A 23,358-nucleotide genomic window follows, 5' to 3' on the forward strand; every position below is an offset into this window, starting at 1 on the left:
GGGGCGGCCGTATCCGTGATCTTGTGCCGCGCCCGCCACAAATAAAGCCCCGCCCATCGGCAGCCCGCGCGCTTTCTGCCACCATGGTTCAAGGATGCCCACCTCTTGAGCGGCCGCGCCGGGGTTACCCGGCCGGCTCTTGAAAAGACAGGAGGCGCCCGCAACTCCGCGTCAAAGGAGTCCGCCATGCACATGCTCTACAACTCGTCCAGCTACATCGTGCTGCAGTTCGATGTGCCCCTGCAGACGCAGAGCCACGAACGGCACGAGGACGGGCCGGCGCTGCGCCGCGGCGGCTTCGAGATCGTCGACAAGTTCTCGCGCAAGGAAATCTTCATCGAGGGCGCGCTGGCGGAGCAATTCCAGGAAGGCGTCGCCGCGCTGATCGAGCAAGGCCCCGACGAAGAGGACCTGGACGACTTCATCGGCCGCTATGCCGACATGGGCCAGCAGCCCGTCGTGATGCACTGAGTCCGCACGCACCTCGCACGGCCGGACGCAGCCCCCACGTCGGCCGTGGCAGGGTGGCGTCCTGGTGAACGCCCGGCCGGGCGTGGAAAATCGCCAGGCTCCACCATCGTTCCATGTCCGCCCGCGAACTGCCCTCCACCTTCAAGCTCGCCACGCTGTGGCTGCTCATCCTCACGCTGGGATTCCTGGGCTTCAAGGCCTGGGAGCACCAGCGTGCGCAGAGCCGCATCGAGATCGCCGGCGGCGAGATCGTGCTGCAGCGCGGCCCCGACGGCCATTTCCACTGGCGCGGCCAGCTGCGAGGGCCGCAGCACAGCCGCATGGTGGACTTCCTGGTCGACACCGGCGCCACCAGCACCGCGCTGCCCGAGGCGCTGGCGCGCGAGCTGGCGCTGGAGACCGAGGGCTTCGCACTGTCGCAGACCGCTGGCGGCACCGCGCAGGGCCGCATCGCACGCACCGATCTGCAGTTGCAGGGCGGCGTCAGCGCGCAGCGGCTGCGCGTGATGGTGCTGCCCCAGCTGGAATCGCCACTGCTGGGCATGGATGTGCTGTCGCGCCTGCGCTTCAGCCAGCAAGGCGGCGAACTGCGCATCCAGGCCCCGGTGACCACCCCATGACCCGCGCTCTTCGCCCCTGGCACCGGCTCGCCCGGCTGTTGCTGCTGCTCGCCCCGCTGCGGGCGGCGGCGCTGGAGCCGCCCGCGCCACCAGCCTGCCCCGCCGCGCCCGCGCCGCTGGCCGCCGCCCAGCTGGCCGAACAGGCCAGCGACCGCGGCATGCTGTGGCGGCTGCGCCGCGATGGCCGCGACTCCTATCTCTACGCCACGCTGCACCTGGGCCAGCCCGGATGGGCTTACCCCGGCCCACGGCTGCAGCAGGCGCTCGCGGGCGTGCGCCGCATCGCGCTGGAGCTGGACCCGCTGGACCCCGCCGCGCTGCAAATGCCGCCCACGCCGCCGCTACCCCTGGACGCGCCGCTGCGCCAGCGCCTGGCCGCGCAGGCGCGCGCGCAATGCCTGGACGCCGCGGCGCTGGAACGCCAGCATCCGCTGCTCGGCCTGAGCCTGCTGAGCCTGCTGGACGCGCGCCGCGACGGCATGGACGTGCTCTACGGCCAGGACCTGATGCTGGCCGTCTGGGCGCGCCAGCATGGCCTGCCGGTGCTGGCGCTGGAAAGCGCGGCGCTGCAGCTGCAGGCGCTGATCCCCGCCGATGCCGGGCTCGCCCGCGCCGAACTGGCGGAAGGCCTGGAAGCGCTGGAGCGTGGCCGCAACCGGCCGCAGATGCGCACGCTGGCCGCGCTGTGGGCCGCCGGCGACCTGGCCGCGCTGCAGGACACCGGCCGCTGGTGCGACTGCGACCCCGAGGGCCCGACGCGCCAGATGCTGGCGCGCCTCAATGACGAGCGCAACCCCGCGCTGGCGCGCCGCATCGCCGCGCTGCATGCCGAGGGGCCGCCGCTGCTGGCGGCCGTGGGCGCGCTGCACATGACCGGCCCGCAGGCCTTGCCGCGGCTGCTGCGCGAGCTGGGTTTCGAGGTCAGCGCCGTCCATCCGCGCTGACCCGGGGATCGCGGGCGCCGTTCTGCGGCACACTGCCGCTCTCCGTCCTCTCGAGAGCCCGACACCCGTGGAAGCCCTGCCCTCGGTCCTGCAATCGCTGCTGCTGGTCCCGCTGACCCTGCTGCCCATCATCAACCCGCTGGGCGCCGCCCCTATCGTGCTGACCATGGCCGGCGGCCAGGAGCACATGCTGAAGAAGCTCTCGCGCCAGGTGGCGCTGAACGGCTGGTTCGTGATCGTGGTCTCCATGCTGGTCGGCACCTATGTGCTGGACCTGTTCGGCATCTCGCTGCCCATCGTGCGCGTCGGTGGCGGGCTGCTGGTGGCCAGCAGCGCCTGGCAGATGCTCAGCAGCCAGGAGGCCGACGCGGTGCGCGCCGCGGTGCGCAACCAGTCCAGCCCCGACCTCGGCGAATCCGAGATCGCGCGGCGCAGCTTCTTCCCGCTGACCTTTCCGCTGACCACCGGTCCCGGCTCCATCGCCGCCTGCATCGCGCTGGGCGCCCAGCTGCCGCGCAAACCGCTGCTCTACGTGGCCGGCGCCGGCATCGCGGCGCTGGGCGCGGCGCTGACCGCGCTGGTGATCTACCTGGTGTTCCGCCATGCCGGCCGGCTGCTGATGCGCCTGGGCAGCATCGGCACGCTGGTGATGATGCGCATGAGCGCCTTCATCCTGCTGTGCATCGGCATACAGATCCTGTGGACCGGCTGGAGCGAACTCAACGCCCTGCACGCAGGAGGCTGAAGAAGCCGGCCGACACCCCCGCCCATTAACATCCGCACACTGGCAACGCGAACGGAGGGCCTCATGGCCGACAGCAGCAGCTTCAGCAAATTCGTTCCCGGTTTCGACTTCCTGCAGGGCCTGGTGAAGAACGCCGGCGCCGCGCTGCCGGGCATAGGTCAGTGGGTGGCCCCGACGCTGAACCCGCAGGAGCTGGAAAAGCGCATCGAGGAGCTGCGCACCGTGCAGTTCTGGCTGGAGCAGAACGCGCGCATGCTGGGCGCCACCATCCAGGCCCTGGAGGTGCAGCGCATGACCCTGTCCACGCTGCAGGCGATGAACGTGCCCATGGCCGACCTGAAGGACGTGCTCAAGCCCGCGGCCCCCGCGCCGGCGGCCACGGACGCCGGCAAGCCAGCGGGCCGCGCGTCACGCCCCGCCGCCGCCGACGCCAAGCAACCCGCGGCCGAAGCGGCCGCGCTGCCGGTGGACCCGATGCAGTGGTGGTCCGCGCTCAGTCAGCAGTTCACCCAGCTGGCCACCACGGCGATGAAGGAAGGCGCCACCGACGCCGCGAAGAACCTCGCGGGTGCGATGGTCAAGCAAAGCTTCGATGCCGCCGGCGAAACCCTGCGCAAGGCCGCCGCCGTGCCCGGCGCGATGGCCGGCGCGGTGGCGGGCAGCGTGGCCAAGACCGTCGCCGGCGCGGCGGCCAAGCCGGCCGGCAAGACGACGGCGCGCCGTCCGGCCGCTTCCCGATCACGCAAGACCTGACCCCCGGGCGCCGACCGGCCTCCATGGCGCGCTTCATCCACGCCCACGCCACGCATCCGGACGCCTTCATGGCGCTGGCGCTGGCCGCGGCGCAAATCGACGCCCAGCTGGCCACGCCGCTGTGGGCGGAGGGCCCTCGGCCGACGCTGGGCTGGGTGTATTTCAGCGAGCTCTTCGCCGGACAGGCGCAGCCCCTGCTGGAGGAGCTGCGCCAGCGCTGGCCCGGGCTGGCCTGGGTGGGCTGTTCGGCCGTCGGGCTGTGCGCCACCGGCGTCGAGTATTTCGACGAGCCGGCGCTGGTGCTGCAGGTCTGCGACCTGCCGCGCGACCAGTGGCGGGTGTTCTCCGGCGTGCGGCCGCTGGGCCACTGGCCGGCCGCGACGCTGCAGCTGCACGCCGATGGCGGCACGCCGGAGCTGCAGGAGCTGATCACCGAACTGGCCGGGCGCAGCCAGGACCACTACCTGTTCGGCGGCCTGGTTTCCGGCCGCGAACAGACGCTGCAGCTGGCCGACGGCGTGTTCAGCGGCGGTTTCTCCGGGCTGGCGTTGGGGCCGCAGGTGGCGCTGGTCTCGCGCGTCAGCCAAGGCTGCCAGCCGCTGGGGCCGGAGCGCCGCATCAGCGCCTGCGAAGGCGGGCTGCTGCTGGAACTGGACGGCCGGCCGGCGCTGGACTGCCTGCTGGAAGACCTGGGACTGCCCGCGGCGAGCAACCAGGCCGCGCTGCGCGGCCTGCTGCCGCGCCTGCGCAACACGCTGGCGGGACTGCGCCACGAGCGCGAAGCGCGCCGGCCGGGCTATGGCGCCGAGATCCGCGTGCGCCACCTGCTGGGCGTGGACCCGGCGCGGCGCGCGGTCGCGGTGGCCGAGCGGCTGGAGTCCGGCGATGCACTGAGCTTCTGCGTGCGCGATGCCGAGGCCGCGCGGCGCGACCTGCTGCGCATCTGCACCGAGATCCGCGCCGAGGCCGAGGACCGCGAGCAGCGCATGGCGGGCGCGCTGTACTTCAGCTGCGCCGGCCGCGGCGGCCCGCATTTCGGCGCGCCGTCGGCCGAGCTGCAATGGGTGCGCCACGCGTTGGGCGATCTGCCGCTGGCGGGCTTCTTCGCCGCCGGCGAGATCGCCCATGACAAGCTCTATGGCTACACCGGCGTGCTGACCGTGTTCCTGTCGCCGGCCGAGGGCGCGCGATGAGCCCCCCGCCGCGCATCCCGCCCATCCAGTGCCTGCTCGCGTTCGAGGCGGTCAGCCGGCTGCGCAGCGTGAACTTGGCGTCCGAGGAGCTGGCGGTCACGCCCAGCGCGGTCAGCCACCGCATCCGCCAGCTGGAGTCGCAGCTGGGGCTCAAGCTGTTCAAGCGCGACTTCAGCCTCACCGCCGACGGGCTGGCCTACCTGGGGCCGGTGCGCCAGGGGCTGAAGTCGCTGCAGCAGGTGCCCGGCCGGGCCGACCACGTCGAGCGCCCGGTGCGCCTGCGCCTGGCGGTCACGCCCACCTTCTCGCGCCAGATCCTGCTGCCGCGCCTGGCGCTGTTCCGCCACGCCTACCCGGACATCGAACTGGTGATGCAGGTCTCGGTGCCGCTGGGCGACCAGAAGCACGACGACGCCGACCTGGAGGTCCGCTACAGCCTCGGCCCGCTGCCCGGCATGGAATGCCGGCGCGTGCTCAGCGACGAGGTCACCCCGGTCTGCAGCCCCGAGTACCTGCATGAGTTCGGCCCCTTCGGCGAGTTCGACCGCGCCGAGGACATCGCCCGCGCACGCCTGATCCGCAGCCCGCTCGACCCCTGGAACACCTGGTTCCAGGCCCATGGCCTGCTGCTGTCCGAACCGCGCGAGGGCGCGCAGTTCAACGATGTGGGCCTGGTCGCCGATGCCGCCGCGGCCGGTTTCGGCGTGGCGTTGATGCGCATGAAGCTGGGGCTGATGTGGCTGGACTCGGGCCGGCTGCTGCGCCTGTCGCCGCGCACCGTGCCCTCGCCCTTCCATCACTGGCTGTGCTGGCGGCCCGGCACCCTGGAACGCTGGGAGTGCGCCGCCTTCGTCGACTGGCTGGTGCGCGTGCTCGCCTGAGCCCGCCGCCGCGGACGCCTCCACGCCGCGGCTGTGCCGCCCTGCTCTCAGGGTTGACCCTGTGTCAGCCCTCCGGCTGAAAAATGCTCAATCGGGTTGTCGGGAAGTTTCACGCGCCCGATTCGTGCGAAATCCGACCATTGCGCCTCGCGCACGCACCGGACATCCGTTGTCCGCACGTTTGTGCGCCATCGACAACAGGAGACAAGCATGGTCTGGCAACAGGTCTACGACCCCTTTCACAGCATGACGCTGAGCACCTTGGTGGCGGTGATTCCCGTCGCGGTGATGCTCATCGGCCTGGGCTTTCTGCACCTGAAAGCCCATATCGCGGCCGCGGCCGGCCTGGTCGCGGCGCTGGCGATCGCGGTCTTCGCGTTCGGCATGCCCGCCGGCATGGCCGGGCGGGCGGCTTTGCTGGGCGGCCTGACCGGGCTGCTGCCCATCGGCTGGATCGTGCTCAACATCATCTTCCTGCACCAGCTGACCGAACAGAACGGCAGCTTTCAGGTGCTGCAGGACTCCATCGCCGGCATCACCCAGGACCGCCGTCTGCAGCTGCTGCTGATCGCCTTCGCCTTCGGCGCCTTCTTCGAAGGCGCGGCGGGCTTCGGCACGCCGGTGGCGGTGACCGCGGCCATCCTGATCGGCCTGGGCTTCTCGCCGCTGGCGGCCTCGGGGCTGAGCCTGATCGCCAACACCGCGCCGGTGGCCTTCGGCGCGCTGGGCACGCCGGTGATCACGCTGGCCAAGGTGCATGGTTACGACGTGCTCGAGGTCTCGGCCATGATCGGCCGCCAGCTGCCCTTCTTCTCGGTGCTGGTGCCCTTCTGGCTGATCTGGGCCTTCGCCGGGCGCAAGGCCATGATGGAAATCTGGCCCGCGATCCTGGTCACCGGCGTGGCCTTCGCGGTGCCGCAGTTCCTGGTCTCCAACTACATGGGGCCGGAACTGGTGGATGTGATCGCCGCGATCTGCTCCATGGTCGCGCTGGTCGGCTTCCTGCGCGTCTGGCAGCCCAAGACCATCTGGACCTCGGTGTCGCTGAAGGGCCGCGAGAAGGACGGCGGTGTCGCCAGCCAGCCCGTCGCGCCGCGCCAGCACAGCACCGCGGCCGTGGTGAAGGCCTGGACGCCCTGGGTCATCCTGACCGTCTTCGTCTTCGTCTGGGGCCTGCCCGCGACCAAGACCTATCTGAACGGGCTGTTCGCGCCCAAGTTCCCGATCGAAGGCCTGCACAAGCTGATCGAGAAGATGCCGCCCGTGGTGCTCAAGCCCACGGCCGAAGGCGCCGAGTACGTGCTGGGCCTGCTGTCGGCCACCGGCACCGGCATCTTCGTCGCCGCGGTCATCGGCGGCCTGGTGATGGGCTATGGCCTGCCGTCGCTGCTCAAGCACTTCTTCCGCACGCTGTGGCTGGTGCGCTACTCGCTGCTGACCATCGTGCTGATGCTGGCGCTGGGCACGCTGACGCGCTACTCCGGGCTGGACACCACGCTGGGCCTGGCCTTCGCGTCGACCGGCGTGTTCTACCCCTTCTTCGGCACGCTGATGGGCTGGCTGGGCGTGGCGCTGACCGGTTCGGACACCGCGTCCAACGTGCTCTTCGGCGGCATGCAGAAGGTCGCGGCCGAGCAGCTCGGGCTGTCGGGCAACCTGATGGGCGCGGCCAACAGCTCCGGCGGCGTGATGGGCAAGATGATCGACGCCCAGTCCATCGTCGTCGCCTCCACCGCGACGCGCTGGTTCAACCACGAGGGCGACATCCTGCGCTATGTCTTCGTGCACTCCATCGTGCTGGCCTGCCTGGTCGGCGTGCTGGTGACGCTGCAGGCCTACGTCTGGCCGTTCACGCTGATGGTCGTGCATTGACCCTAGACTAAGCGTCGATGAACGCCTTTTCCGAGCTCCCCGCCGCCGCGCCCGGCGAGCGCGCCGCCGCCCAGGCCCGCCTGGTCGATGCGCTGCGCCCGCTGCTGCCGGCGCATGCGCTGCTGTGGCAGTCCGAGGACACCACGCCTTATGAATGCGACGGCCTCACCGCCTACCGCGAGCGTCCGCTGGCGGTGGCGCTGCCCGAAACCGAGGCCCAGGTGGCCGCGGTGCTGCAGGCCTGCCATCGCCTGGGCGTGCCGGTGGTGGCGCGCGGCGCCGGCACCGGGCTGTCCGGCGGCGCCATGCCCCACCCCATGGGCCTGACGCTGGCCCTGGCCAAGTTCAACCAGATCCTGGCCGTGGACCCGCTGGCGCGCACCGCGCGCGTGCAGTGCGGTGTGCGCAACCTTGCGATCTCCGAGGCCGCGGCGGCGCATGCGCTCTATTACGCGCCCGACCCCAGCAGCCAGATCGCCTGCACCATCGGCGGCAACGTCGCCGAGAACTCCGGCGGCGTGCACTGCCTGAAGTACGGGCTGACGCTGCACAACGTGCTGCGCGTGCGCGGCTTCACGGTCGAGGGCGAGCCGGTGGAGTTCGGCGCCGAGGCGCTGGACGCGGCCGGGCTGGACCTGCTCAGCGTGGTCGTCGGCAGCGAAGGCATGCTGGCCGTGATCACCGAGGTCACGGTCCGACTGACGCCCAAGCCCCTGCTGGCGCGCTGCATCATGGCCAGCTTCGACGACCTGCGCAAGGCCGGCGACGCGGTCGCGGCCATCATCGCCGCCGGCATCATCCCGGCCGGGCTGGAGATGATGGACAAGCCCATGACCGCGGCGGTGGAGGATTTCGTGCACGCCGGCTACGACCTGACGGCCGAGGCCATCCTGCTGTGCGAAAGCGATGGCACGCCCGAGGAGGTGGCCGAGGAGATCGAGCGCATGAGCGCCGTGCTGCGCGACAGCGGCGCCACGCAGATCGCCGTCAGCGAGGACGAGGCGCAGCGCCTGCGCTTCTGGAGCGGGCGCAAGAACGCCTTCCCCGCGTCGGGTCGCATCAGCCCGGACTACATGTGCATGGACTCGACCATCCCGCGCAAGCGCCTGGCCGACATCCTGCTCGCGATCCAGCAGATGGAGCAGAAGTACGGGCTGCGCTGCGCCAATGTCTTCCATGCCGGCGACGGCAACCTGCACCCGTTGATCCTCTTCGACGCCAACGACCCCGACCAGCTGCGCCGCTGCGAGCTTTTCGGCGCCGAGATCCTGGAAACCAGCGTGGAGATGGGGGGCACGGTGACCGGCGAGCACGGCGTGGGCGTGGAGAAGCTCAACAGCATGTGCGTGCAGTTCTCGCCCGAGGAGCGCGCGCAGATGCTGGCGCTCAAGGCCGCGTTCGACCCCGCCGAGCTGCTCAACCCCGGCAAGGTCATCCCCACGCTGCACCGTTGCGCGGAGTACGGAAAGATGCATGTGAAGCGCGGCCTGCTGCCGTTCCCGGAACTGGAGCGCTTCTGATGTCTATCGCCTTCCTGCAGGACCGCATCCGCGAGGCCGGCGCGCGCGGCCAGTCCTTTGAAATCCTCGGCCATGGCAGCAAGCGCTTCTATGGCGGCACGCCGCGCGGCGAGCCCCTGTCCACGCTGGGCCTGGCCGGCGTGCGCGCCTACGAGCCCAGCGAGCTGGTCGTCACCGTCGGCGCCGGCACGCCGCTGGCCGAGCTGGAGGCGCTGCTCGCGACCCAGCAGCAGCACCTGGCCTTCGAGCCGCCGCGCCTGGGCGGCGCGACAGGCCACGGCACCGTGGGCGGCATGGTCGCGTCCGGGCTGTCCGGCCCGGCGCGCGCCACGGCCGGCTCGGTGCGCGACCATGTGCTGGGCGTGGCCCTGCTCAACGGCCGTGGCGAGCTGCTGCACTTCGGCGGCACGGTGATGAAGAACGTGGCCGGCTACGACCTCTCGCGCCTGATGGCGGGCAGCCTGGGCGTGCTGGGGCTGATCGTCGAGGTCTCGCTGAAGGTGCTGCCCCAGCCGGTGGCCACGCGCACGCTGCGCTTCGAGGCCACGCAGGAAGCGGCGCTGCAGCAGCTCAACCGCTGGGGCGGCCAGCCGCTGCCCATCTCCGCCAGCGCCTGGTGGGACGGCGCGCTCGTGCTGCGCCTGGCCGGCGCGCGCGCCGCGGTGGACGCCGCGACCCAGCGCCTGGGCGGCGACGCCATCCCCGACGAAATGGCCACGGCCTTCTGGCAAGGCCTGCGCGACCAGAGCGACGAGTTCTTCGCCGGCGCCCGCCGCGCCGTGGCCGGCGGCGCGCGGCTGTGGCGCATCAGCGTGCCCAGCACCGCGCCGGCGCTGGCGCTGCATGGCGAACAGCTGGTGGAATGGGGCGGCGCCCAGCGCTGGGTGGTGACGCCGATGGCGCCCGAGGCACTGCGGGGCGCCGTCGCCGCGGTCGGCGGCCATGTCACGCTGTTCGCCGCGCAGGACAAGAGTCCCGGCGCCTTCACCCCGCTCTCCGCCCCGCTGGCGCGCATCCACCGCGAACTGAAGACCCGCTTCGACCCGCAGGGCGTCTTCAACCCCGGCCGCCTCTATCCCGAGCTCTGATGCAAACCCATCTGTCTCCCGAGTTCCAAGGCACGCCCGAAGGCGAGGCGGCCGAGGCCATCCTGCGCCGCTGCGTGCATTGCGGCTTCTGCACCGCGACCTGCCCCACCTACCAGCTGCTGGGCGACGAGCTGGACGGCCCGCGCGGCCGCATCTACCTGATCAAGCAGGTGCTGGAAGGCACGCCGCCCACGGCCGCGACCCAGGCCCACCTGGACCGCTGCCTGACCTGCCGCAACTGCGAGTCCACCTGCCCGTCCGGCGTGCAGTACGGCCAGTTGGTCGAGATCGGCCGCCAGGTCGTCGAGGCCAAGGTGGCGCGGCCCGCGGGCGAACGCGCGCGCCGCTGGCTGCTCAAGGAAGGGCTGACCTCGCCGCTGTTCAAGCCCGCGCTGCGCCTGGGCCAGGCACTGCGCCCGCTGGTGCCCGAGTCGCTGCGCGACAAGGTGCCGGCGCGCCCGGGGCCGCGCGCCCACCAGTGGCCCCAGCGCCAGCACCCGCGCAAGGTGCTGATGCTGATGGGCTGCGTGCAGCCGGCCATGATGCCCAACATCAACGCCGCGACCGCGCGCGTGCTCGACGCCGTCGGCATCCAGACCCTGGTCGCCGACGAGGCCGGCTGCTGCGGCGCGATCCGGAGCCACCTCAACGACCATGAGGGCGGCCTGGCCGATGCGCGGCGCAACATCGACGCCTGGTGGCCGCGCGTCCAGGCCGGCGAGGTCGAGGCCCTGGTGATGAACGCCTCCGGCTGCGGCGCGACGGTGAAGGACTACGGCCGCCTGCTCGCCCACGACCCGGCCTATGCCGACCAGGCGCGCCGCATCAGCGAGCTGACCCGCGACCTCAGCGAACTGCTGCCCGCGCTGGCCCCGCGCCTGAAGGCCGTGCTGGACACCCGGGCCCAGCGCCCCACGCTGGCCTACCACCCGCCCTGCACGCTGCAGCACGGCCAGCAGCTGCGCGGCGGCGTCGAGGGCCTGATGCGCGAGCTGGGCTTCCGCATCGAGCTCGCGCCCTGCGACAGCCACCTGTGCTGCGGCTCGGCCGGCACCTACTCCGTGCTGCAGCCCGAGCTGTCCAAGCAGTTGCGCGAACGCAAGCTCGCCGCGCTGGCGCCGCTGCAGGCCCAGACCATCGTGTCCGCCAACATCGGCTGCATCCAGCACCTGCAGGCCGGCACCGGCACGCCGGTGCGCCACTGGGTCGAGGTGCTGGACGAGGCGCTGCAACAGCCATGAGCCTCTCCCGCAAAGACGGGGGCGCCGGCCCCGAAGGCATGAGCCCGGAACTCACGTCCGGCATTGTCATCGGCCTCCTGCATGTGCTCAGCGCGATGACCGACGCGCTGGTGCGCTCCGGCAGGATGCCCAAGGACGAGTTCCTCGCGCTGATCGAGGCGCAGATCCGTGAGGAGACCGGCAAAGAGTCGCCCAGCGGCGCCGCCGTGAAGGCCTACACCTTGGGATTCCTGGAAAGCTACAAGGCCCAGGTCACCCGGATCGACCCCGAGTGAGGGCGGGCAAACGCTGACCGCTGTGCGCCCCTCGGCGCGGCGTGCGGAGCGATACTGCGCGCTTCCCACGCTCCGCCCTGCCCGCACGCCATGGTCCTGCGTCCTGCCTTCTCCCGCCTTCCCTCCATCCGCGCGCTGGCGCCGGCCCTGCTGGCCCTGGGCCTGCTCGCCGGCTGCGCCACCTCCAGCCCGCCGGCCGCCGGCCCCGCGCCCAAGCCACCCAAACTGGTGGTCTTCATGGTCGTCGACGGCCTGCCCATGCGCCAGGTGCTGGGCTACCGCGACCAATTGCAGCCCGACGGCTTCCGCCGCTTCCTGGACCGCGGCCTGTGGTTCTCCGACGCGCACTACGGCCACGGCTACACCGTCACCGCGGCCGGCCACTCGGTGATGCTGTCGGGCGCCTACCCGCAGCGCAGCGGCATCATCGGCAACGAATGGCGCGACCGCCAGAGCGGCGAGCCGGTCTACTGCACCGGCGACAGCCAATACCAGTACATCGGCAACAAGACCGAGCCGCTGGCCGGCACCAGCCCGCGCAACTACAAGGTCGAGACCGTCGGCGATGTGCTGCGCACGCTGCAGCCCGAATCCAAGGTCATCGGCATCTCCGGCAAGGACCGCGGCGCCATCCTGCCCGCCGGCCACAAGGGCACGGCCTATATGTTCATGGGCGCCAGCGGCCAGTTCGCGTCCAGCACCTATTACATGCAGCAGCACCCGGCCTGGGTCGAGGCCTTCAACGCCGCCAAGCCGGCCGACGCCTTCTTCGGCAAGACCTGGGCGCCGCTGCTGAAGGAAGCCGACTACGCCCGCTCGGTGCCGGACGGCCAGCCCTGGCAGGCCAACAGCGGCAACGGCAACAAGCTGCCCGCCGTGCTGGGCGCCGGCATGGACGGCCCGGGGCCGCGCTTCTACGGCAACATCCTGCCCAGCCCCTTTGGCGACGAGATCACGCTGGCCTTCGCGCGCAGCGCGATCGAAGGCGAGCAGCTAGGCGCCGACGACAAGACCGACATCCTGTCGGTGAGCCTGTCCAGCCACGACTACGTCAACCATGCCTTCGGCCCCGAGTCGCGCCTGTCGCACGACCACTTCCTGCACCTGGACCGCTATCTGCAGGGCTTCTTCCAGTACCTGGACGCCAAGGTCGGACGCGACAACTACGTCGCGCTGCTGACCGCCGACCACGGCTTCATGGACACGCCCGAATGGGCCAAGACCCAGGGCCGCGATGCCGGCCGCCTGCCGCCGGCCCAGGTGATCGCGGCGATCAACACCGGGCTGTCGCAGCGCTATGGCGAAGGCCGCTGGGCGCTCAACTTCTCGGCCACCGGCGTGCTCTTCGACGAGGCGCTGATCCGCAGCAAGGGTCTGGAGCCCGACGCAGTCTACGCCGAGGCCAAGCGCGCGGCCGAGCAGCTGCCCGGCGTACAGGCCGCCTTCACGCGCGCCCAGCTGGCCGGCGACGACACGGCCACGCCGCACCTGGCGCAGATGCGCAAGTCCTGGCACCCGGACGTCGCCGCGCCGCTGCAGATCGTCGTCAAACCGGGCTGGATGCTGGGCTCGCGCATCGGCGGCACCACCCATGGCTCGCCCTACCGCTACGACACCCATGTGCCCATCCTCGGCTGGGGACCGGGCTGGCTGGGCCAGGGCGAGGTGAAGACGCCGGTCGAAGTGGCCGACATCGCGCCCACGCTGGCGCGCCTGCTGGGCATTCCCGCGCCGGCGCAGGCCCAGGGCAAGCCGCTGCCCGTGCCCGCCATGGCGCGCTGAGCGCCCGCCCCGGGGCCACACCGGGGCTCGCCGGGCCGCGGGGCCCGGGCGGCGTGCGCATCGCGCGCGCCGCCGTCCAACCGCCCCGGCCGCCATTCGGGCGGCCGCTCCCACCACCCGCCGCCTGCTGACAAGGCCGGCAACCCGCTTGCGCTACGCTGACCGGCTGTTCATCACCCCACGAAGGTGAGCCCCCGTGTTCAGCTGGTTCGAGAGACGCGTCAACCCCTTCCCCGAGACCCCGCCGCCGCAGCCGCCGGCCGGCTTCTTCGCTTTCATCTGGGCGGGCACGCAAGGCATGCGCGGCCTGATCCTCGTGCTCACCCTGCTCACGGCGGGCATCGGCGCCTTCGAGGCCCTGCTGTTCTCCATGCTGGGCTCGGTCGTGGACTGGCTGGCCGCGGTGCCGCCGGCCCAGTGGTGGGACACGCAGAAGCCCAAGCTGCTGCTGCTGTTCGGCATCCTGATGGCCAGCCCGCTGCTGATCGCGCTGCAGGCGATGTGCAAGTACCAGGGGCTGTCGAGCAACTTCCCGATGCGGCTGCGCTGGAACTTCCACCGCCACCTGCTCGGCCAGAGCATGAGCTTCTACCAGGACGAGTTCGCCGGGCGCGTCTCGGCCAAGCTGATGCAGACCTCGCTGGCGGTGCGCGAGGTGGTGCTGATCATCACCGACATCCTGGTCTTCGTCGGCATCTACTTCGTCACCATGCTGGGCGTGGTGGGCAGCTTCGACCTGACCCTGCTGGGCCCCTTCCTGCTGTGGCTGGCGGCCTATGTCGCGGCACTGGTCTACTTCGTGCCGCGCCTGGGCAAGGCGGCGGCGGCGCAGGCCGACGCGCGCAGCCTGATGACCGGCCGCGTCACCGACGCCTACACCAACATCAGCACCGTCAAGCTGTTCTCGCACAGCCAGCGCGAGGCCGGCTTCGCGCGCGGCGCGATGCAGGAGTTCCTGCAGACCGCCTACCGCCAGATGCGCCTGATCAGCGGCTTCGAGATCGTCAACCATGCGCTGTCCATGGGCCTGATCGCCAGCACCGCCGGCATGACGCTGTGGCTGTGGACCCAGGGCCAGGTGGGCGTGGGCGCGGTCGCCGCGGCCACCGCGATGGCGCTGCGCCTGAACGGCATCTCGCACTGGATCATGTGGGAGATGGCCAGCCTGTTCGAGCACATCGGCACCGTGCAGGACGGCATCACCACGCTGTCGCGTCCGGTCGCGATCCGCGACGCCGAGGACGCCCGCCCGCTGCAGGTCAGCCGCGGCGAGCTGCGCTTCGACCAGGTGGACTTCGGCTACGGCAGCGGCAAGACCGTGCTGCACGGGCTGGACCTGACCATCCACCCGGGCGAGAAGATCGGCCTGGTGGGCCGCTCCGGCGCGGGCAAGAGCACGCTGCTGAACCTGCTGCTGCGCTTCCACGACATCGAGAAGGGCCGCGTACTCATCGACGGCCAGGACATCGCCCACGTGACCCAGGACAGCCTGCGCGCCCAGATCGGCATGGTGACCCAGGACACCTCGCTGCTGCACCGCTCGGTGCGCGACAACCTGCTCTACGGCCGGCCCGACGCCGATGACGCGCAGATGATCGCCGCCGCCCAGCGCGCCGAGGCGCACGAGTTCATCCAGGGCCTCAGCGACCCCAAGGGCCGCCAGGGCTACGACGCCCATGTCGGCGAGCGCGGCGTCAAGCTCAGCGGCGGCCAGCGCCAGCGCGTCGCCATCGCCCGCGTGATGCTCAAGGACGCGCCCATCCTGCTGCTGGACGAAGCCACCAGCGCGCTGGACTCCGAGGTCGAGGCCGCGATCCAGCGCAGCCTGTACCGGCTGATGGAGGGCAAGACCGTGGTCGCGATCGCGCACCGGCTCTCCACCATCGCGGCGATGGACCGGCTGATCGTGATGGACCAGGGCCGCATCGTCGAGCAGGGCGACCACGCCAGCCTGCTCGCGCAGGGCGGTCTCTACGCCCGGCTGTGGGCGCACCAGAGCGGCGGCTTCCTGGTCGACGAGGACGCGCCCGCGCCGCGCGAGGACGAGGACGACGACGCGGCCGAGGCGATCACCGAGGAACCCGTCAGCTGACCCGGCGGCGCCGGCTCCAGCCCAGCAGGGCCAGCGCCAGCAGCGCGCAGCCCAGCGAGGCCGGTTCCGGCACCGCCCGTTCGCGCATGAACTCGGCCAGCAGCTCGTGGCCGCGCGCGGTCGGATGGATGCCGTCCCAGAAGAGCGCATGCTCTGGGTCGCAGCCGGCCAGCGCGCCGCAGGCGTCGGCCACATTGCTCAGGCCATAGCCCTGCGCGTTTGCCGCCACCTGGTGCAGCGCCGAGAACACGTCGAAGCGCGCCACCGAGCTGCCCGACAGGCGCTGGTCCAGCGCCTGGTTCATCGCCATCGACAGCGCCGTGGCCAGCCCCGCGCCGCCGGGGCCGAAGCTGCCGGCCAGCGGCGTCAGCCCGAAGTCCGGCGCGTTCCAGACCACGATGTGGCGCGCGCCCGCGGCCTGCAGCCCGTCGACGATGTAGCCCAGGTCATCGGCGAAATGCGCCGCCTGGGTCTGCAGCGTCTGCGCCGGATCGGCGCCACCCAGCACCGCCAGCAGCCCGCGCAGCGCGTTGCCGCCGCCCGCGCTGAGCACATAGAGCGCATCGGGATCGGCCTGCAGCCCGTGGCCGCCCAGGTACATCTGCATCTGCGTGCGCAGGCTGGGCGAGCCGCCGGGCGTCTCGTCGCCGGTCATCGCGCCACCGAAGGCGTAGTTGCTGCCGCCCAGCAGCGCCGGCGCGGCGCTCAGCCCCAGCCCGGCGGCATAGCGCTGGCTCCAGACCGGGCCGGTGCTGTAGGTGCCACCGGCATAGGGCAGGCTGGCGAAATAGCCGTTGCCGCCGATCACCTGCCCGGCGTCGGTGCCACGTGCCACGGCGACATTGCCCGCGTCCGACAGGCTGTCGCCAAAGACGACGAACTGACTGTAAGCACTGGCCTGGACCGCGCCCAGGCTCAGACCCAATACGCCCGCGGCCACGCCCGACCGGACGATCTCAAACAATTTCATGACTGGCTCTCCCTGATGTCCCATGTGCGCTATGCGCCATGCACAGCATCCGGGTCGCGGCCCGACCCTGTCAACGGCAACGCCGGGGGGAGCTCCCACCTGTTTCGAGGGGGTGGCCCGCCGCGATCGCGGGCCGACCCCAGCCCCGGCGATGACGTCGAACAATCACAATCCCACTCAGGGCCGGCCACCAGGGACCGCGCCCGAGGAGGTCCGGCATGAAGTGGGAAGGCGAGCGCGAAAGCGACAACGTGGAAGACCGGCGCGGCCAGCCCGGCGGCGGTGGCGGTAGCGGTGGCGGCATGCGCCTGGGCAGCGGACGCGGCCTGGGGCTGGGTGGCGTGGTCGTCGCGCTGCTGGCCGCCTGGCTGTTCGGGTTGGACCCGGGCAACGTGCTGCAGATGCTGGACGGCGGCGTGCCCGGCACGGCCGCGCCGGAGTCCCCCGCCGCGCCGCGCGCCAAGCCGCAGGACAGCCCGGGCCGCTTCGTCAGCACCATCCTGGCCAGCACCGAGGACGTCTGGCGCGACTACTTCGCGCGCCAGCAGATGGAATACCGCCCGCCCAAGCTGGTGCTGTTCAGCGGCCAGACCGGCACCACCTGCGGCCAGGGCGTCGCGGCCATGGGCCCCTTCTACTGCCCCGGCGATCGCAGCGTCTACATCGACCTGGGCTTCTACGCCACGCTGAAAGAGCGCCTGGGCGCGCCGGGCGACTTCGCGCAGGCCTATGTGATCGCCCATGAAGTTGGCCATCACTTGCAGAATCTGCAAGGCATCACCGCGAAACTGGACGAGGCGCGCAGCCGCGTGTCGGATCGCGTCTACCGTGGCCTCAGCGTGCGGCTTGAGCTGCAGGCCGACTGCTATGCCGGCGTCTGGGCGGCGCGCGCCCAGGCGGCCAAGGGATGGCTGGAGTCCGGCTATGTCGAGGAGGCGCTGAACGCGGCCTCCCGCATCGGCGACGACGCCTTGCAGCGCAGCGCCGGCGGTCCGGTGGTGCCGGAAAGCTTCACCCACGGCAGCAGCGAACAGCGCGTGCGCTGGTTCCGCCGCGGCCTGGAGGCCGGCGATCTGTCCGGCTGTGACACCTTCGGCAGCCAGCGGCTCTGACCCGCCCCCCGGATGGCAGGGGCCGCGCCGGCCCTCCACCCGTTCAGGGGGGCCGCCGCAAACGCCGCGGCGGCCGAATGTGGAACACTTCGCATACACGGCCGGGCGAATCCGCATAGCATGCCTGTCCGCGTTCCGCATTCCACTGAAAGCCCAGCCATGGTCAACCGCAGCACCCCCGAAGCTCCGCAAGCTCGCGGCACCGAGCCCGTCAAGGCTCCGCTGTCGTCCAGCCGCCGCCGCCTGCTGAAGGCCGGCGCCGTGCCGGTGGGCCTGACCCTGGCCAGCCAGCCGGTGCGCGCCTGGCACTGCAACACCGCGTCCGCCTGGGGCTCCGCCCAGGTCAACGCCACCGCCAGCGTGACCGCGCGCGCCGCCGACGCCGAGATCGTCAACGAGTGCTGGACCATCACCGAGTGGAAGAACAACACCTACCACTCGCCGGTGGGCTATCCCTGGTGCAAGCTGGGCACGCAGAGCAGCACCTACGGCGTGACCGGCACCTCCAAGAACTACACGCTGGCGACGCTGTTCGGCAGCTCGGGCCCCTTCCCCAAGGGCTGCAGCGGCAGCCAGACCGTCTGGTACGTGCTGAACAACGGCACCACCTTCCAGAAGTACATGGTCGTGGCCAAGCTCAACGCCAAGCTGCTGCCCGGCACCGTGGGCCAGTGCCTGAAGTCCAATACCTCCGACCAGATCACCGCGATGCTGGACGGGGTCTACTCGCCCAATGGCGTGGATGGCAGCGGCTGGGACGAGTCCAAGATCATGACCTATCTGTACGACAACTGGATCGTCCGCCCCTGATTCCCTGACCACGGGGTGCACTCGCAAGAGGCGTACGCCACCCAGGAGGCCTGGGCCTGGCGCTGGGCCGCGGATCCCGGACGTTTCGTCGCGCGGAGCTGGCCCGACGAGGATTCGGCGCTGGTCTTCGACCGCGCCAGCGGCGACACCCATCTGGTGTCCTCCCTCGCGCTGGACCTGATGGAGCGCCTGCGCACCCACGGCCAGCCGCGCACCCCCGAAGCCCTGCTCGCCGAGCTGCAGGACGAACTGCAGGACGACCCGCCCGGCGAACCGCTGGACGACCAGGCCCTCGCCGTGCTGCTGCAGCAGCTGCGCCGGCTGGAGCGGCTGGGCGTGCTGGCCTCGATCCCGGCCGATGCTTCCATGTCCGCCCGCTCATGAAGGTCGCCGAGCTGAGCGTGCCCGACTTCGCGCGCCGCCTGCGGCGCGGCGAGCTGTTGCTGGACATCGCGCCCTTCGTCGCGCGGCTGCGCAGCGGGCTGCCACGCCTGGCGCAGGAGCTGCAGGGCCTCTATGCCGACTTCGAGCTGCTGCCGCCCGAGCGCTTCGCCGACTTCCACCTGGAAGTGCGCCGCGAACCCGGGCTGCGCGGCTGGCTGCGCCCGCAAGCGCGCTTCTTCTACGACGGCCAGCCCGCCTTCCTGCCGCTGCCCGCGCCGCATGGCCCGGTGATGGTGGAGTGGGGGCTGAACTGGTGCGTCGCGTCGCATGCCCACCAGTACCTGGTGATCCACGCCGCGGTGCTGGCGCGCGGCGAGCAGGCCGTGGTGTTGCCGGCGCCGCCGGGCTCGGGCAAAAGCACGCTGTGCGCGGCGCTGATGCACCATGGCTGGCGTCTGCTCAGCGACGAACTGGGCCTGCTGGACATGCCGAGCGGCCTGCTGCGCGGCATGGCGCGGCCGGTCAACCTGAAGAACGACGCCATCGCGCTGATCCAGGCCTTCGCGCCCGCCAGCCGCTTCGGCACCCCCATTGCCGACACCACCAAGGGCCGCGTCGCGCTGCTCGCGCCGCCGCCCGACAGCGTGCGCCAGCGCCGCGTGCCCGCGCGCCCGGCCTGGGTGGTGCTGCCACGCTATGAGGCCGGCGCCGCCACCTCGATGACGCGCTGCGACAAGGCGCGCGCAATGATCCTGCTCGCCGAGCAGTCCTTCAACTACCACGTCCATGGCGAGGCCGGCTTCGACGCGCTGACCCGCCTGGTCGACGAGGCGCAATGCCTGGAGTTCCGCTACAGCCGCCTGGACGAGGCCATGGCCGCCTTCGACGCGCTGTGCCCGCGGCCGGAGGCGGCGCGATGAGCCTGCTGCTGCGCGTGCTGCTGGACCCGGCGCAGGCGCGGGCGCTGCCCGAGTCCGGCTGGGACCTGCTGGTGCGCCAGGCGCGGGCCGCCCGCCTGCTCGCCGAGCTGGACCGCCGGCTGGCCGCCACGCCGCAGCTGACCGTCCCCGAGGCCCCGCGCCTGCACCTGGAGGCCGCGCGCCGGCTGGTGCAGCGCCAGGCGCAGATGACACGCTGGGAGCTGCGCTGCATCGCCCGCGCGCTGGACGGCGAAGGCCTGCGCCCGGTGCTGCTCAAGGGCGCCGCCTACCAGGCCCTGGGCCTGCCGCTGGCGCGGGGCCGCATGTTCGGCGACGTCGACCTGCTGGTGCCGCGCGAACAGCTGGAGCGCACCGAGAGCGCGCTGCTGCGCCAAGGCTGGGAGCCCGAGCCCATGTCGGCCTACGACCAGCGCTACTACCGGCGCTGGATGCATGAAATCCCGCCGCTGCGCCACCGCCACCGCGCCAGCGTGCTGGACCTGCACCATGCGCTGCTGCCGCCCACCTCGCGCATCGCGGTGCGCAACGCGCTGCTGTTCGACGCGCTGCAGCCGCTGCCCGAATGGCCGGGGCTGTCCGCGCTGGCGCCTGCCGACCTGCTGCTGCACAGCGCCACCCACCTGTTCCAGGAGGGCGAGCTGGAAAGCGGCCTGCGCGACCTGCTGGACCTGGACGCGCTGCTGCGCCACTTCGGCGCCACGCCGGACTTCTGGGCGGCCCTGCTGCCGCGCGCCCGTGCGCTGGGCCTGGGCCTGCCGCTGTACTACGCGCTGTGGCTGTGCCACGAGCTGCTGCAGACCCCCGTGCCGCCCCAGCTGCTCGCCGCCAGCCGCGCCGACGGCCCGCCGCGCTGGCGCGCGCCGCTGATGCGCGCGCTCTACCGCCGCGCGCTGCGGCCCCACCATCCCAGCTGCGACGGCGCCACCGAGCGTCTCGCCCGTTTTGCGCTGTATGTGCGCTCGCACTGGCTGCGCATGCCGCTGCCGCTGCTCAGCGCCCACCTGGCACGCAAGGCCTGGATGCGGCTGTCGCCGCCCGCGCTGCCCGAGCAGGCCTGATCCGGCCCGGCGCCCATGGGACCGCAGGCCCGGGCCCCCTGCCCAGGGTCATAGGTCGCAGACCCGGGACCATCGCGTATGCTGACGGCCATGGACCGACCCAAGCCTTTCTCGATGATCCGCGAGTTCCACCTCGCGGACTGGTTCACGCTGGCCAACGCCTTCTGCGGCGTTGGCGCGCTGTTCTCGGTGATGACCTATCTGCAGACCCGCGAGGTCCTGCACCTGTACTACGCCTGCGCGCTGATCCCGGCGGCGCTGGTGTTCGACGTGCTGGACGGCCGCATCGCGCGCTGGCGCCAGCAGAGTTCCGCGATGGGCCGCGAGCTGGACTCGCTGGCCGACGTGATCTCCTTCGGCGTCGCCCCCGCGGCCATCGCCTACGGCTGCGGCATGCAGGGCCTGTACGACCGCGTCGTGCTGGTCTTCTTCGTCGCCTGCGGCGTGTCGCGCCTGGCGCGCTACAACATCACCGCCGAAAAGCTCTCCGATGGCGGCGACAAGGTGCGCTACTTCGAAGGCACGCCCATCCCGACCTCGCTGCTGCTGGTGCTGCTGCTGTGGGTGGCCGCCGCGCAGGGCGCGATCGGCGACGCGTTGTGGCTGGGCGTCACCACCGTCGCCGGCTTCAAGCTGCACCCGCTGGTGCTGCTGTTCGCGCTCTCCGGTTCGCTGATGATCAGCCGCATCCGCATTCCCAAGCTCTGACGCAGCCGGCCCGCCGACGGCGGGCGCGCCGGGGCGCCCGCCTCGGCGCGGGCTTCAGCGCACGCCCAGGAAGCGGTTGTTGCGCAGCTGCGGTCCCTCGCTGATCGCCAGGCCCGGCAGCGCGCTGTGGCGCGCCTGCTGCGACTGCACCGAAACCGGCGGGCAGCTGCCGTTCAGGCGGTGCTGCAACGCGGCCGCCAGCTGGCCCTCGCGCACGTCGCCCAGGTCGCGGCTCAGGTCGTCGGCCACCTGGCAGCCCGGCACGCCGGTGCCCGGCTGGCTGCTGGCGGGGATGAAGCCGTCCGAGTAATCGCCGAAGCCCTTGGCGTTGACGCCCTCGAACTCGATGGGCAGGAAGCGGTTGCCACAGTTCTCCTGCCCCGAAAAGCCATAGGGCTTGCCGCAGGTGCGCCCGCCGACCAGCCGCACCTCGACGTCCACGCCGCGCAGCCCGTTGATCAGCGCCTCGCTCGCCGAGCAGGTGCCGGACTGGCTGAGCACATAGAGCCGGCGCAGGTTCAGCGTGGGCAGGTTCTGCGGCGTGCTGCACTTGCCGTTCACCGGCAGGCAGGACTGGTTGTAGAAGGGCGTGCTCTCGTTCTCCGTCGAACGACGCGCGTTGTAGCGCAGCTGCTCGAAGGTGCGCCCGTTGGTGGGCTGCGCGCCGGCGATCATGTAGGCCAGCTCGCTGGCCAGGTAGAGGTAGCCGCCGCCGTTGTAGCGCAGGTCCAGCACCAGCTCGCTGACCCCGGCCGCCGAGAAGCCGCGCACCGCGTCGATCAGCCCCTGCTCGGCGGTCTGGATGTGGGTGGTGAAGACCAGATAGCCCACCTTGGCGCCGTCCGCCGCGTTCAGCACGCGCGCCATCGGCACGGCGTTGGTGTTCAGCTGCGCGCTGACCAGGCTCATGCTGCGCGCGATGCCGTCGCGCGTCGTGAACACGAAGTTGTGCGTCTCGCCGCTGGCGCCGGGATAGAGCGCCGCGTTGAGCTTGTCCACGCCCGTGCGGTCGTTGGCGTCGGCGCTGACGCCGTCCACCGTCACCAGCCGGTCGCCGCGCTGCAGGCCGGCCAGCGCCGCCGGGCTGCCCGGCTCCACATAGGCCACGCGCAGGTTGCGCGGCGGCGTCGGCGACCCCATGGACCAGCGCAGCCCGTAGCCGGCCGCCACGCCCGCCTGCATCTCCTGCTGCCATTCCTGCTCCGGCACCATGAAGCTGAAGCGGTCGCGGCGCGCGCCGCTGGCGGTCAGCTGCGGCGTGCGCAGGTCGTCGAAATAGGCCTGCAGCGCCTGCTGCACATCGCTGCCGCTGTAGGCCGCCGCGTCGGCGTTGAGCTGCGGCACCTGATCGCGCCACAGATAGGCCTCGTCGTAGTAGGCGCGCAGCCATTGCTTCTCGGTGCCCAGGCTGGCGGTGCGCCGCGCCGCCGGCGCCAGCATGTTGCCGGGCGCGCACTGCTGGGCGTAGGTGCTGCTGGGCTTGATCGGCTCGCTGCCGCTGCCCGAGCTGCCCCCGCCACTGCCGCCGCCGCCGCTGCTGCCGCTCCCGGGGCTGGGGCCCACCAGCGGATCGCCGGCGCGGCCGCCGCCACCGCCACACCCCTGCAACGCCAGCAACAGCGCCACCGCGGCCGCCAGCAGGCCGCGCTCGTTCCAGTTCCGGTTCTTCTTCGTTCGCAAGGCTTGTTCTCCCTGTGCCGGAAGGTCCGGCTCCCTGTCGTGGCCCGCTTTATACCGTCGGCGGCCCCAAAGACCGAGCAAAACACTCCACTTTGAGCCCTCGGCACTGTTGCGCGCCAGCACATCGAACAGCACGCAACAGCGCCCTGTATTTCCATGGCGGGAGCGTGGATGTCGAACTAGAGTCAAGACCTGACACCCCCCCTGTCACTCCCCAA

Annotated in this window: 22 protein-coding genes; 20 read left to right on the forward strand and 2 right to left on the reverse strand. The window is 71.6% G+C overall.

Translation table 11 applies throughout. The features are described from left to right. Positions 1-186 precede the first annotated feature (186 nt). From LZ017_RS03795 to LZ017_RS03860, 14 genes are all read left to right on the forward strand, one after another. Entirely contained in the window at positions 187-471 is a 285-nt protein-coding gene (locus LZ017_RS03795; RefSeq protein ID WP_241298742.1) for a DUF3567 domain-containing protein, read from the forward strand. Positions 472-584: 113 nt separating this feature from the next. Then, entirely contained in the window at positions 585-1,091 is a 507-nt protein-coding gene (locus LZ017_RS03800; protein WP_241298743.1) for a TIGR02281 family clan AA aspartic protease, read from the forward strand. Then, a complete protein-coding gene (locus tag LZ017_RS03805) occupies positions 1,088-2,035 on the forward strand; it encodes a TraB/GumN family protein (RefSeq protein WP_241298744.1) in 948 nt (315 codons plus the stop codon). Before LZ017_RS03800 ends, LZ017_RS03805 begins: the two co-directional genes overlap by 4 nt. A gap of 67 nt (positions 2,036-2,102) precedes the next feature. Continuing rightward, positions 2,103-2,780, forward strand: coding sequence for a MarC family protein (locus tag LZ017_RS03810; protein ID WP_241298745.1), 678 nt, complete (start codon positions 2,103-2,105; stop codon positions 2,778-2,780). A gap of 63 nt (positions 2,781-2,843) precedes the next feature. After that, on the forward strand, positions 2,844-3,533 hold the full coding sequence (locus LZ017_RS03815) for a PhaM family polyhydroxyalkanoate granule multifunctional regulatory protein (RefSeq protein ID WP_241298746.1): 690 nt from the start codon (positions 2,844-2,846) through the stop codon (positions 3,531-3,533). Between the two features lie 23 nt (positions 3,534-3,556). Then, a complete protein-coding gene (locus LZ017_RS03820; RefSeq protein WP_241298747.1) occupies positions 3,557-4,726 on the forward strand; it encodes an FIST N-terminal domain-containing protein in 1,170 nt (389 codons plus the stop codon). Beyond that, entirely contained in the window at positions 4,723-5,607 is an 885-nt protein-coding gene (locus LZ017_RS03825) for a LysR substrate-binding domain-containing protein (RefSeq protein ID WP_241298748.1), read from the forward strand. Before LZ017_RS03820 ends, LZ017_RS03825 begins: the two co-directional genes overlap by 4 nt. Before the next feature lie 210 nt (positions 5,608-5,817). Then, the gene (locus LZ017_RS03830; RefSeq protein ID WP_241298749.1) at positions 5,818-7,479 is read left to right on the forward strand and encodes an L-lactate permease; all 1,662 of its coding nucleotides are present in this window, start codon (positions 5,818-5,820) and stop codon (positions 7,477-7,479) included. Between the two features lie 17 nt (positions 7,480-7,496). Then, positions 7,497-8,999 (forward strand): FAD-linked oxidase C-terminal domain-containing protein, encoded by a 1,503-nt coding sequence (locus LZ017_RS03835; RefSeq protein WP_241298750.1) that lies wholly within the window; start codon positions 7,497-7,499, stop codon positions 8,997-8,999. Next, complete coding sequence (gene glcE / locus LZ017_RS03840; RefSeq protein WP_241298751.1) at positions 8,999-10,087, forward strand: glycolate oxidase subunit GlcE; 1,089 nt, start codon at positions 8,999-9,001, stop codon at positions 10,085-10,087. The genes LZ017_RS03835 and glcE overlap by 1 nt, the downstream gene beginning before the upstream one ends. After that, a complete protein-coding gene (gene glcF, locus LZ017_RS03845; RefSeq protein WP_241298752.1) occupies positions 10,087-11,328 on the forward strand; it encodes a glycolate oxidase subunit GlcF in 1,242 nt (413 codons plus the stop codon). Before glcE ends, glcF begins: the two co-directional genes overlap by 1 nt. After that, positions 11,325-11,603: a hypothetical protein gene (locus tag LZ017_RS03850; protein ID WP_241298753.1), complete on the forward strand. Its 279-nt coding sequence runs from the start codon at positions 11,325-11,327 to the stop codon at positions 11,601-11,603. Before glcF ends, LZ017_RS03850 begins: the two co-directional genes overlap by 4 nt. A 90-nt stretch (positions 11,604-11,693) precedes the next feature. Then, positions 11,694-13,385 carry an alkaline phosphatase family protein gene (locus tag LZ017_RS03855; protein ID WP_241298754.1) on the forward strand — a complete coding sequence of 564 codons (1,692 nt, stop codon included), beginning with the start codon at positions 11,694-11,696 and terminating at the stop codon, positions 13,383-13,385. 196 nt (positions 13,386-13,581) lie between these two features. After that, on the forward strand, positions 13,582-15,477 hold the full coding sequence (locus tag LZ017_RS03860) for an ABC transporter ATP-binding protein (RefSeq protein WP_241298755.1): 1,896 nt from the start codon (positions 13,582-13,584) through the stop codon (positions 15,475-15,477). On the opposite strand, the gene LZ017_RS03865 is transcribed toward LZ017_RS03860, so the two are convergent. Continuing rightward, positions 15,470-16,447: an SGNH/GDSL hydrolase family protein gene (locus tag LZ017_RS03865; RefSeq protein WP_241298756.1), complete on the reverse strand. Its 978-nt coding sequence runs from the start codon at positions 16,445-16,447 to the stop codon at positions 15,470-15,472. The genes LZ017_RS03860 and LZ017_RS03865 overlap by 8 nt on opposite strands. Positions 16,448-16,665: 218 nt before the next feature. Between LZ017_RS03865 and LZ017_RS03870 the strand changes: the two genes are divergently transcribed. The 6 genes from LZ017_RS03870 to pssA all read left to right on the forward strand — a co-directional run bounded on the left by LZ017_RS03870 (position 16,666) and on the right by pssA (position 21,460). Continuing rightward, positions 16,666-17,559 (forward strand): neutral zinc metallopeptidase, encoded by an 894-nt coding sequence (locus tag LZ017_RS03870; RefSeq protein ID WP_241298757.1) that lies wholly within the window; start codon positions 16,666-16,668, stop codon positions 17,557-17,559. Between the two features lie 159 nt (positions 17,560-17,718). Continuing rightward, entirely contained in the window at positions 17,719-18,369 is a 651-nt protein-coding gene (locus LZ017_RS03875; RefSeq protein ID WP_241298758.1) for a hypothetical protein, read from the forward strand. 15 nt (positions 18,370-18,384) lie between these two features. Next, entirely contained in the window at positions 18,385-18,753 is a 369-nt protein-coding gene (locus tag LZ017_RS03880; RefSeq protein WP_241298759.1) for an HPr-rel-A system PqqD family peptide chaperone, read from the forward strand. Further along, positions 18,750-19,673, forward strand: coding sequence for an HprK-related kinase A (locus tag LZ017_RS03885; protein WP_241298760.1), 924 nt, complete (start codon positions 18,750-18,752; stop codon positions 19,671-19,673). The genes LZ017_RS03880 and LZ017_RS03885 overlap by 4 nt, the downstream gene beginning before the upstream one ends. Next, a complete protein-coding gene (locus LZ017_RS03890) occupies positions 19,670-20,752 on the forward strand; it encodes a nucleotidyltransferase family protein (RefSeq protein WP_241298761.1) in 1,083 nt (360 codons plus the stop codon). The genes LZ017_RS03885 and LZ017_RS03890 overlap by 4 nt, the downstream gene beginning before the upstream one ends. Before the next feature lie 90 nt (positions 20,753-20,842). After that, positions 20,843-21,460, forward strand: a complete 618-nt coding sequence (gene pssA, locus LZ017_RS03895; protein ID WP_241298762.1) for a CDP-diacylglycerol--serine O-phosphatidyltransferase — start codon at positions 20,843-20,845, stop codon at positions 21,458-21,460. A gap of 54 nt (positions 21,461-21,514) precedes the next feature. Here pssA and LZ017_RS03900 read toward each other — a convergent pair whose 3' ends face one another. After that, positions 21,515-23,140: a S41 family peptidase gene (locus LZ017_RS03900; RefSeq protein WP_241298763.1), complete on the reverse strand. Its 1,626-nt coding sequence runs from the start codon at positions 23,138-23,140 to the stop codon at positions 21,515-21,517. Positions 23,141-23,358 lie beyond the last annotated feature (218 nt).

It is taken from the genome of Pelomonas sp. CA6 (genome assembly GCF_022549225.1).
In the GTDB taxonomy this organism is placed as follows: Bacteria; Pseudomonadota; Gammaproteobacteria; order Burkholderiales; family Burkholderiaceae_C; genus Roseateles.

Excerpts from the sequence above, each read along its gene's own strand:
- LZ017_RS03815 (WP_241298746.1), top strand. The coding sequence starts at position 2,844 with ATGGCCGACAGCAGCAGCTTCAGCAAATTCGTTCCCGGTTTCGACTTC.
- pssA (WP_241298762.1), top strand. The coding sequence starts at position 20,843 with ATGGACCGACCCAAGCCTTTCTCGATGATCCGCGAGTTCCACCTCGCG.
- LZ017_RS03885 (WP_241298760.1), top strand. The coding sequence starts at position 18,750 with ATGAAGGTCGCCGAGCTGAGCGTGCCCGACTTCGCGCGCCGCCTGCGG.
- LZ017_RS03875 (WP_241298758.1), top strand. The coding sequence starts at position 17,719 with ATGGTCAACCGCAGCACCCCCGAAGCTCCGCAAGCTCGCGGCACCGAG.
- LZ017_RS03835 (WP_241298750.1), top strand. The coding sequence starts at position 7,497 with ATGAACGCCTTTTCCGAGCTCCCCGCCGCCGCGCCCGGCGAGCGCGCC.
- LZ017_RS03870 (WP_241298757.1), top strand. The coding sequence starts at position 16,666 with ATGAAGTGGGAAGGCGAGCGCGAAAGCGACAACGTGGAAGACCGGCGC.
- LZ017_RS03830 (WP_241298749.1), top strand. The coding sequence starts at position 5,818 with ATGGTCTGGCAACAGGTCTACGACCCCTTTCACAGCATGACGCTGAGC.
- LZ017_RS03805 (WP_241298744.1), top strand. The coding sequence starts at position 1,088 with ATGACCCGCGCTCTTCGCCCCTGGCACCGGCTCGCCCGGCTGTTGCTG.
- LZ017_RS03855 (WP_241298754.1), top strand. The coding sequence starts at position 11,694 with ATGGTCCTGCGTCCTGCCTTCTCCCGCCTTCCCTCCATCCGCGCGCTG.
- LZ017_RS03850 (WP_241298753.1), top strand. The coding sequence starts at position 11,325 with ATGAGCCTCTCCCGCAAAGACGGGGGCGCCGGCCCCGAAGGCATGAGC.
- LZ017_RS03865 (WP_241298756.1), bottom strand. The coding sequence starts at position 16,447 with ATGAAATTGTTTGAGATCGTCCGGTCGGGCGTGGCCGCGGGCGTATTG.
- glcF (WP_241298752.1), top strand. The coding sequence starts at position 10,087 with ATGCAAACCCATCTGTCTCCCGAGTTCCAAGGCACGCCCGAAGGCGAG.
- glcE (WP_241298751.1), top strand. The coding sequence starts at position 8,999 with ATGTCTATCGCCTTCCTGCAGGACCGCATCCGCGAGGCCGGCGCGCGC.
- LZ017_RS03825 (WP_241298748.1), top strand. The coding sequence starts at position 4,723 with ATGAGCCCCCCGCCGCGCATCCCGCCCATCCAGTGCCTGCTCGCGTTC.
- LZ017_RS03890 (WP_241298761.1), top strand. The coding sequence starts at position 19,670 with ATGAGCCTGCTGCTGCGCGTGCTGCTGGACCCGGCGCAGGCGCGGGCG.
- LZ017_RS03795 (WP_241298742.1), top strand. The coding sequence starts at position 187 with ATGCACATGCTCTACAACTCGTCCAGCTACATCGTGCTGCAGTTCGAT.
- LZ017_RS03820 (WP_241298747.1), top strand. The coding sequence starts at position 3,557 with ATGGCGCGCTTCATCCACGCCCACGCCACGCATCCGGACGCCTTCATG.
- LZ017_RS03800 (WP_241298743.1), top strand. The coding sequence starts at position 585 with ATGTCCGCCCGCGAACTGCCCTCCACCTTCAAGCTCGCCACGCTGTGG.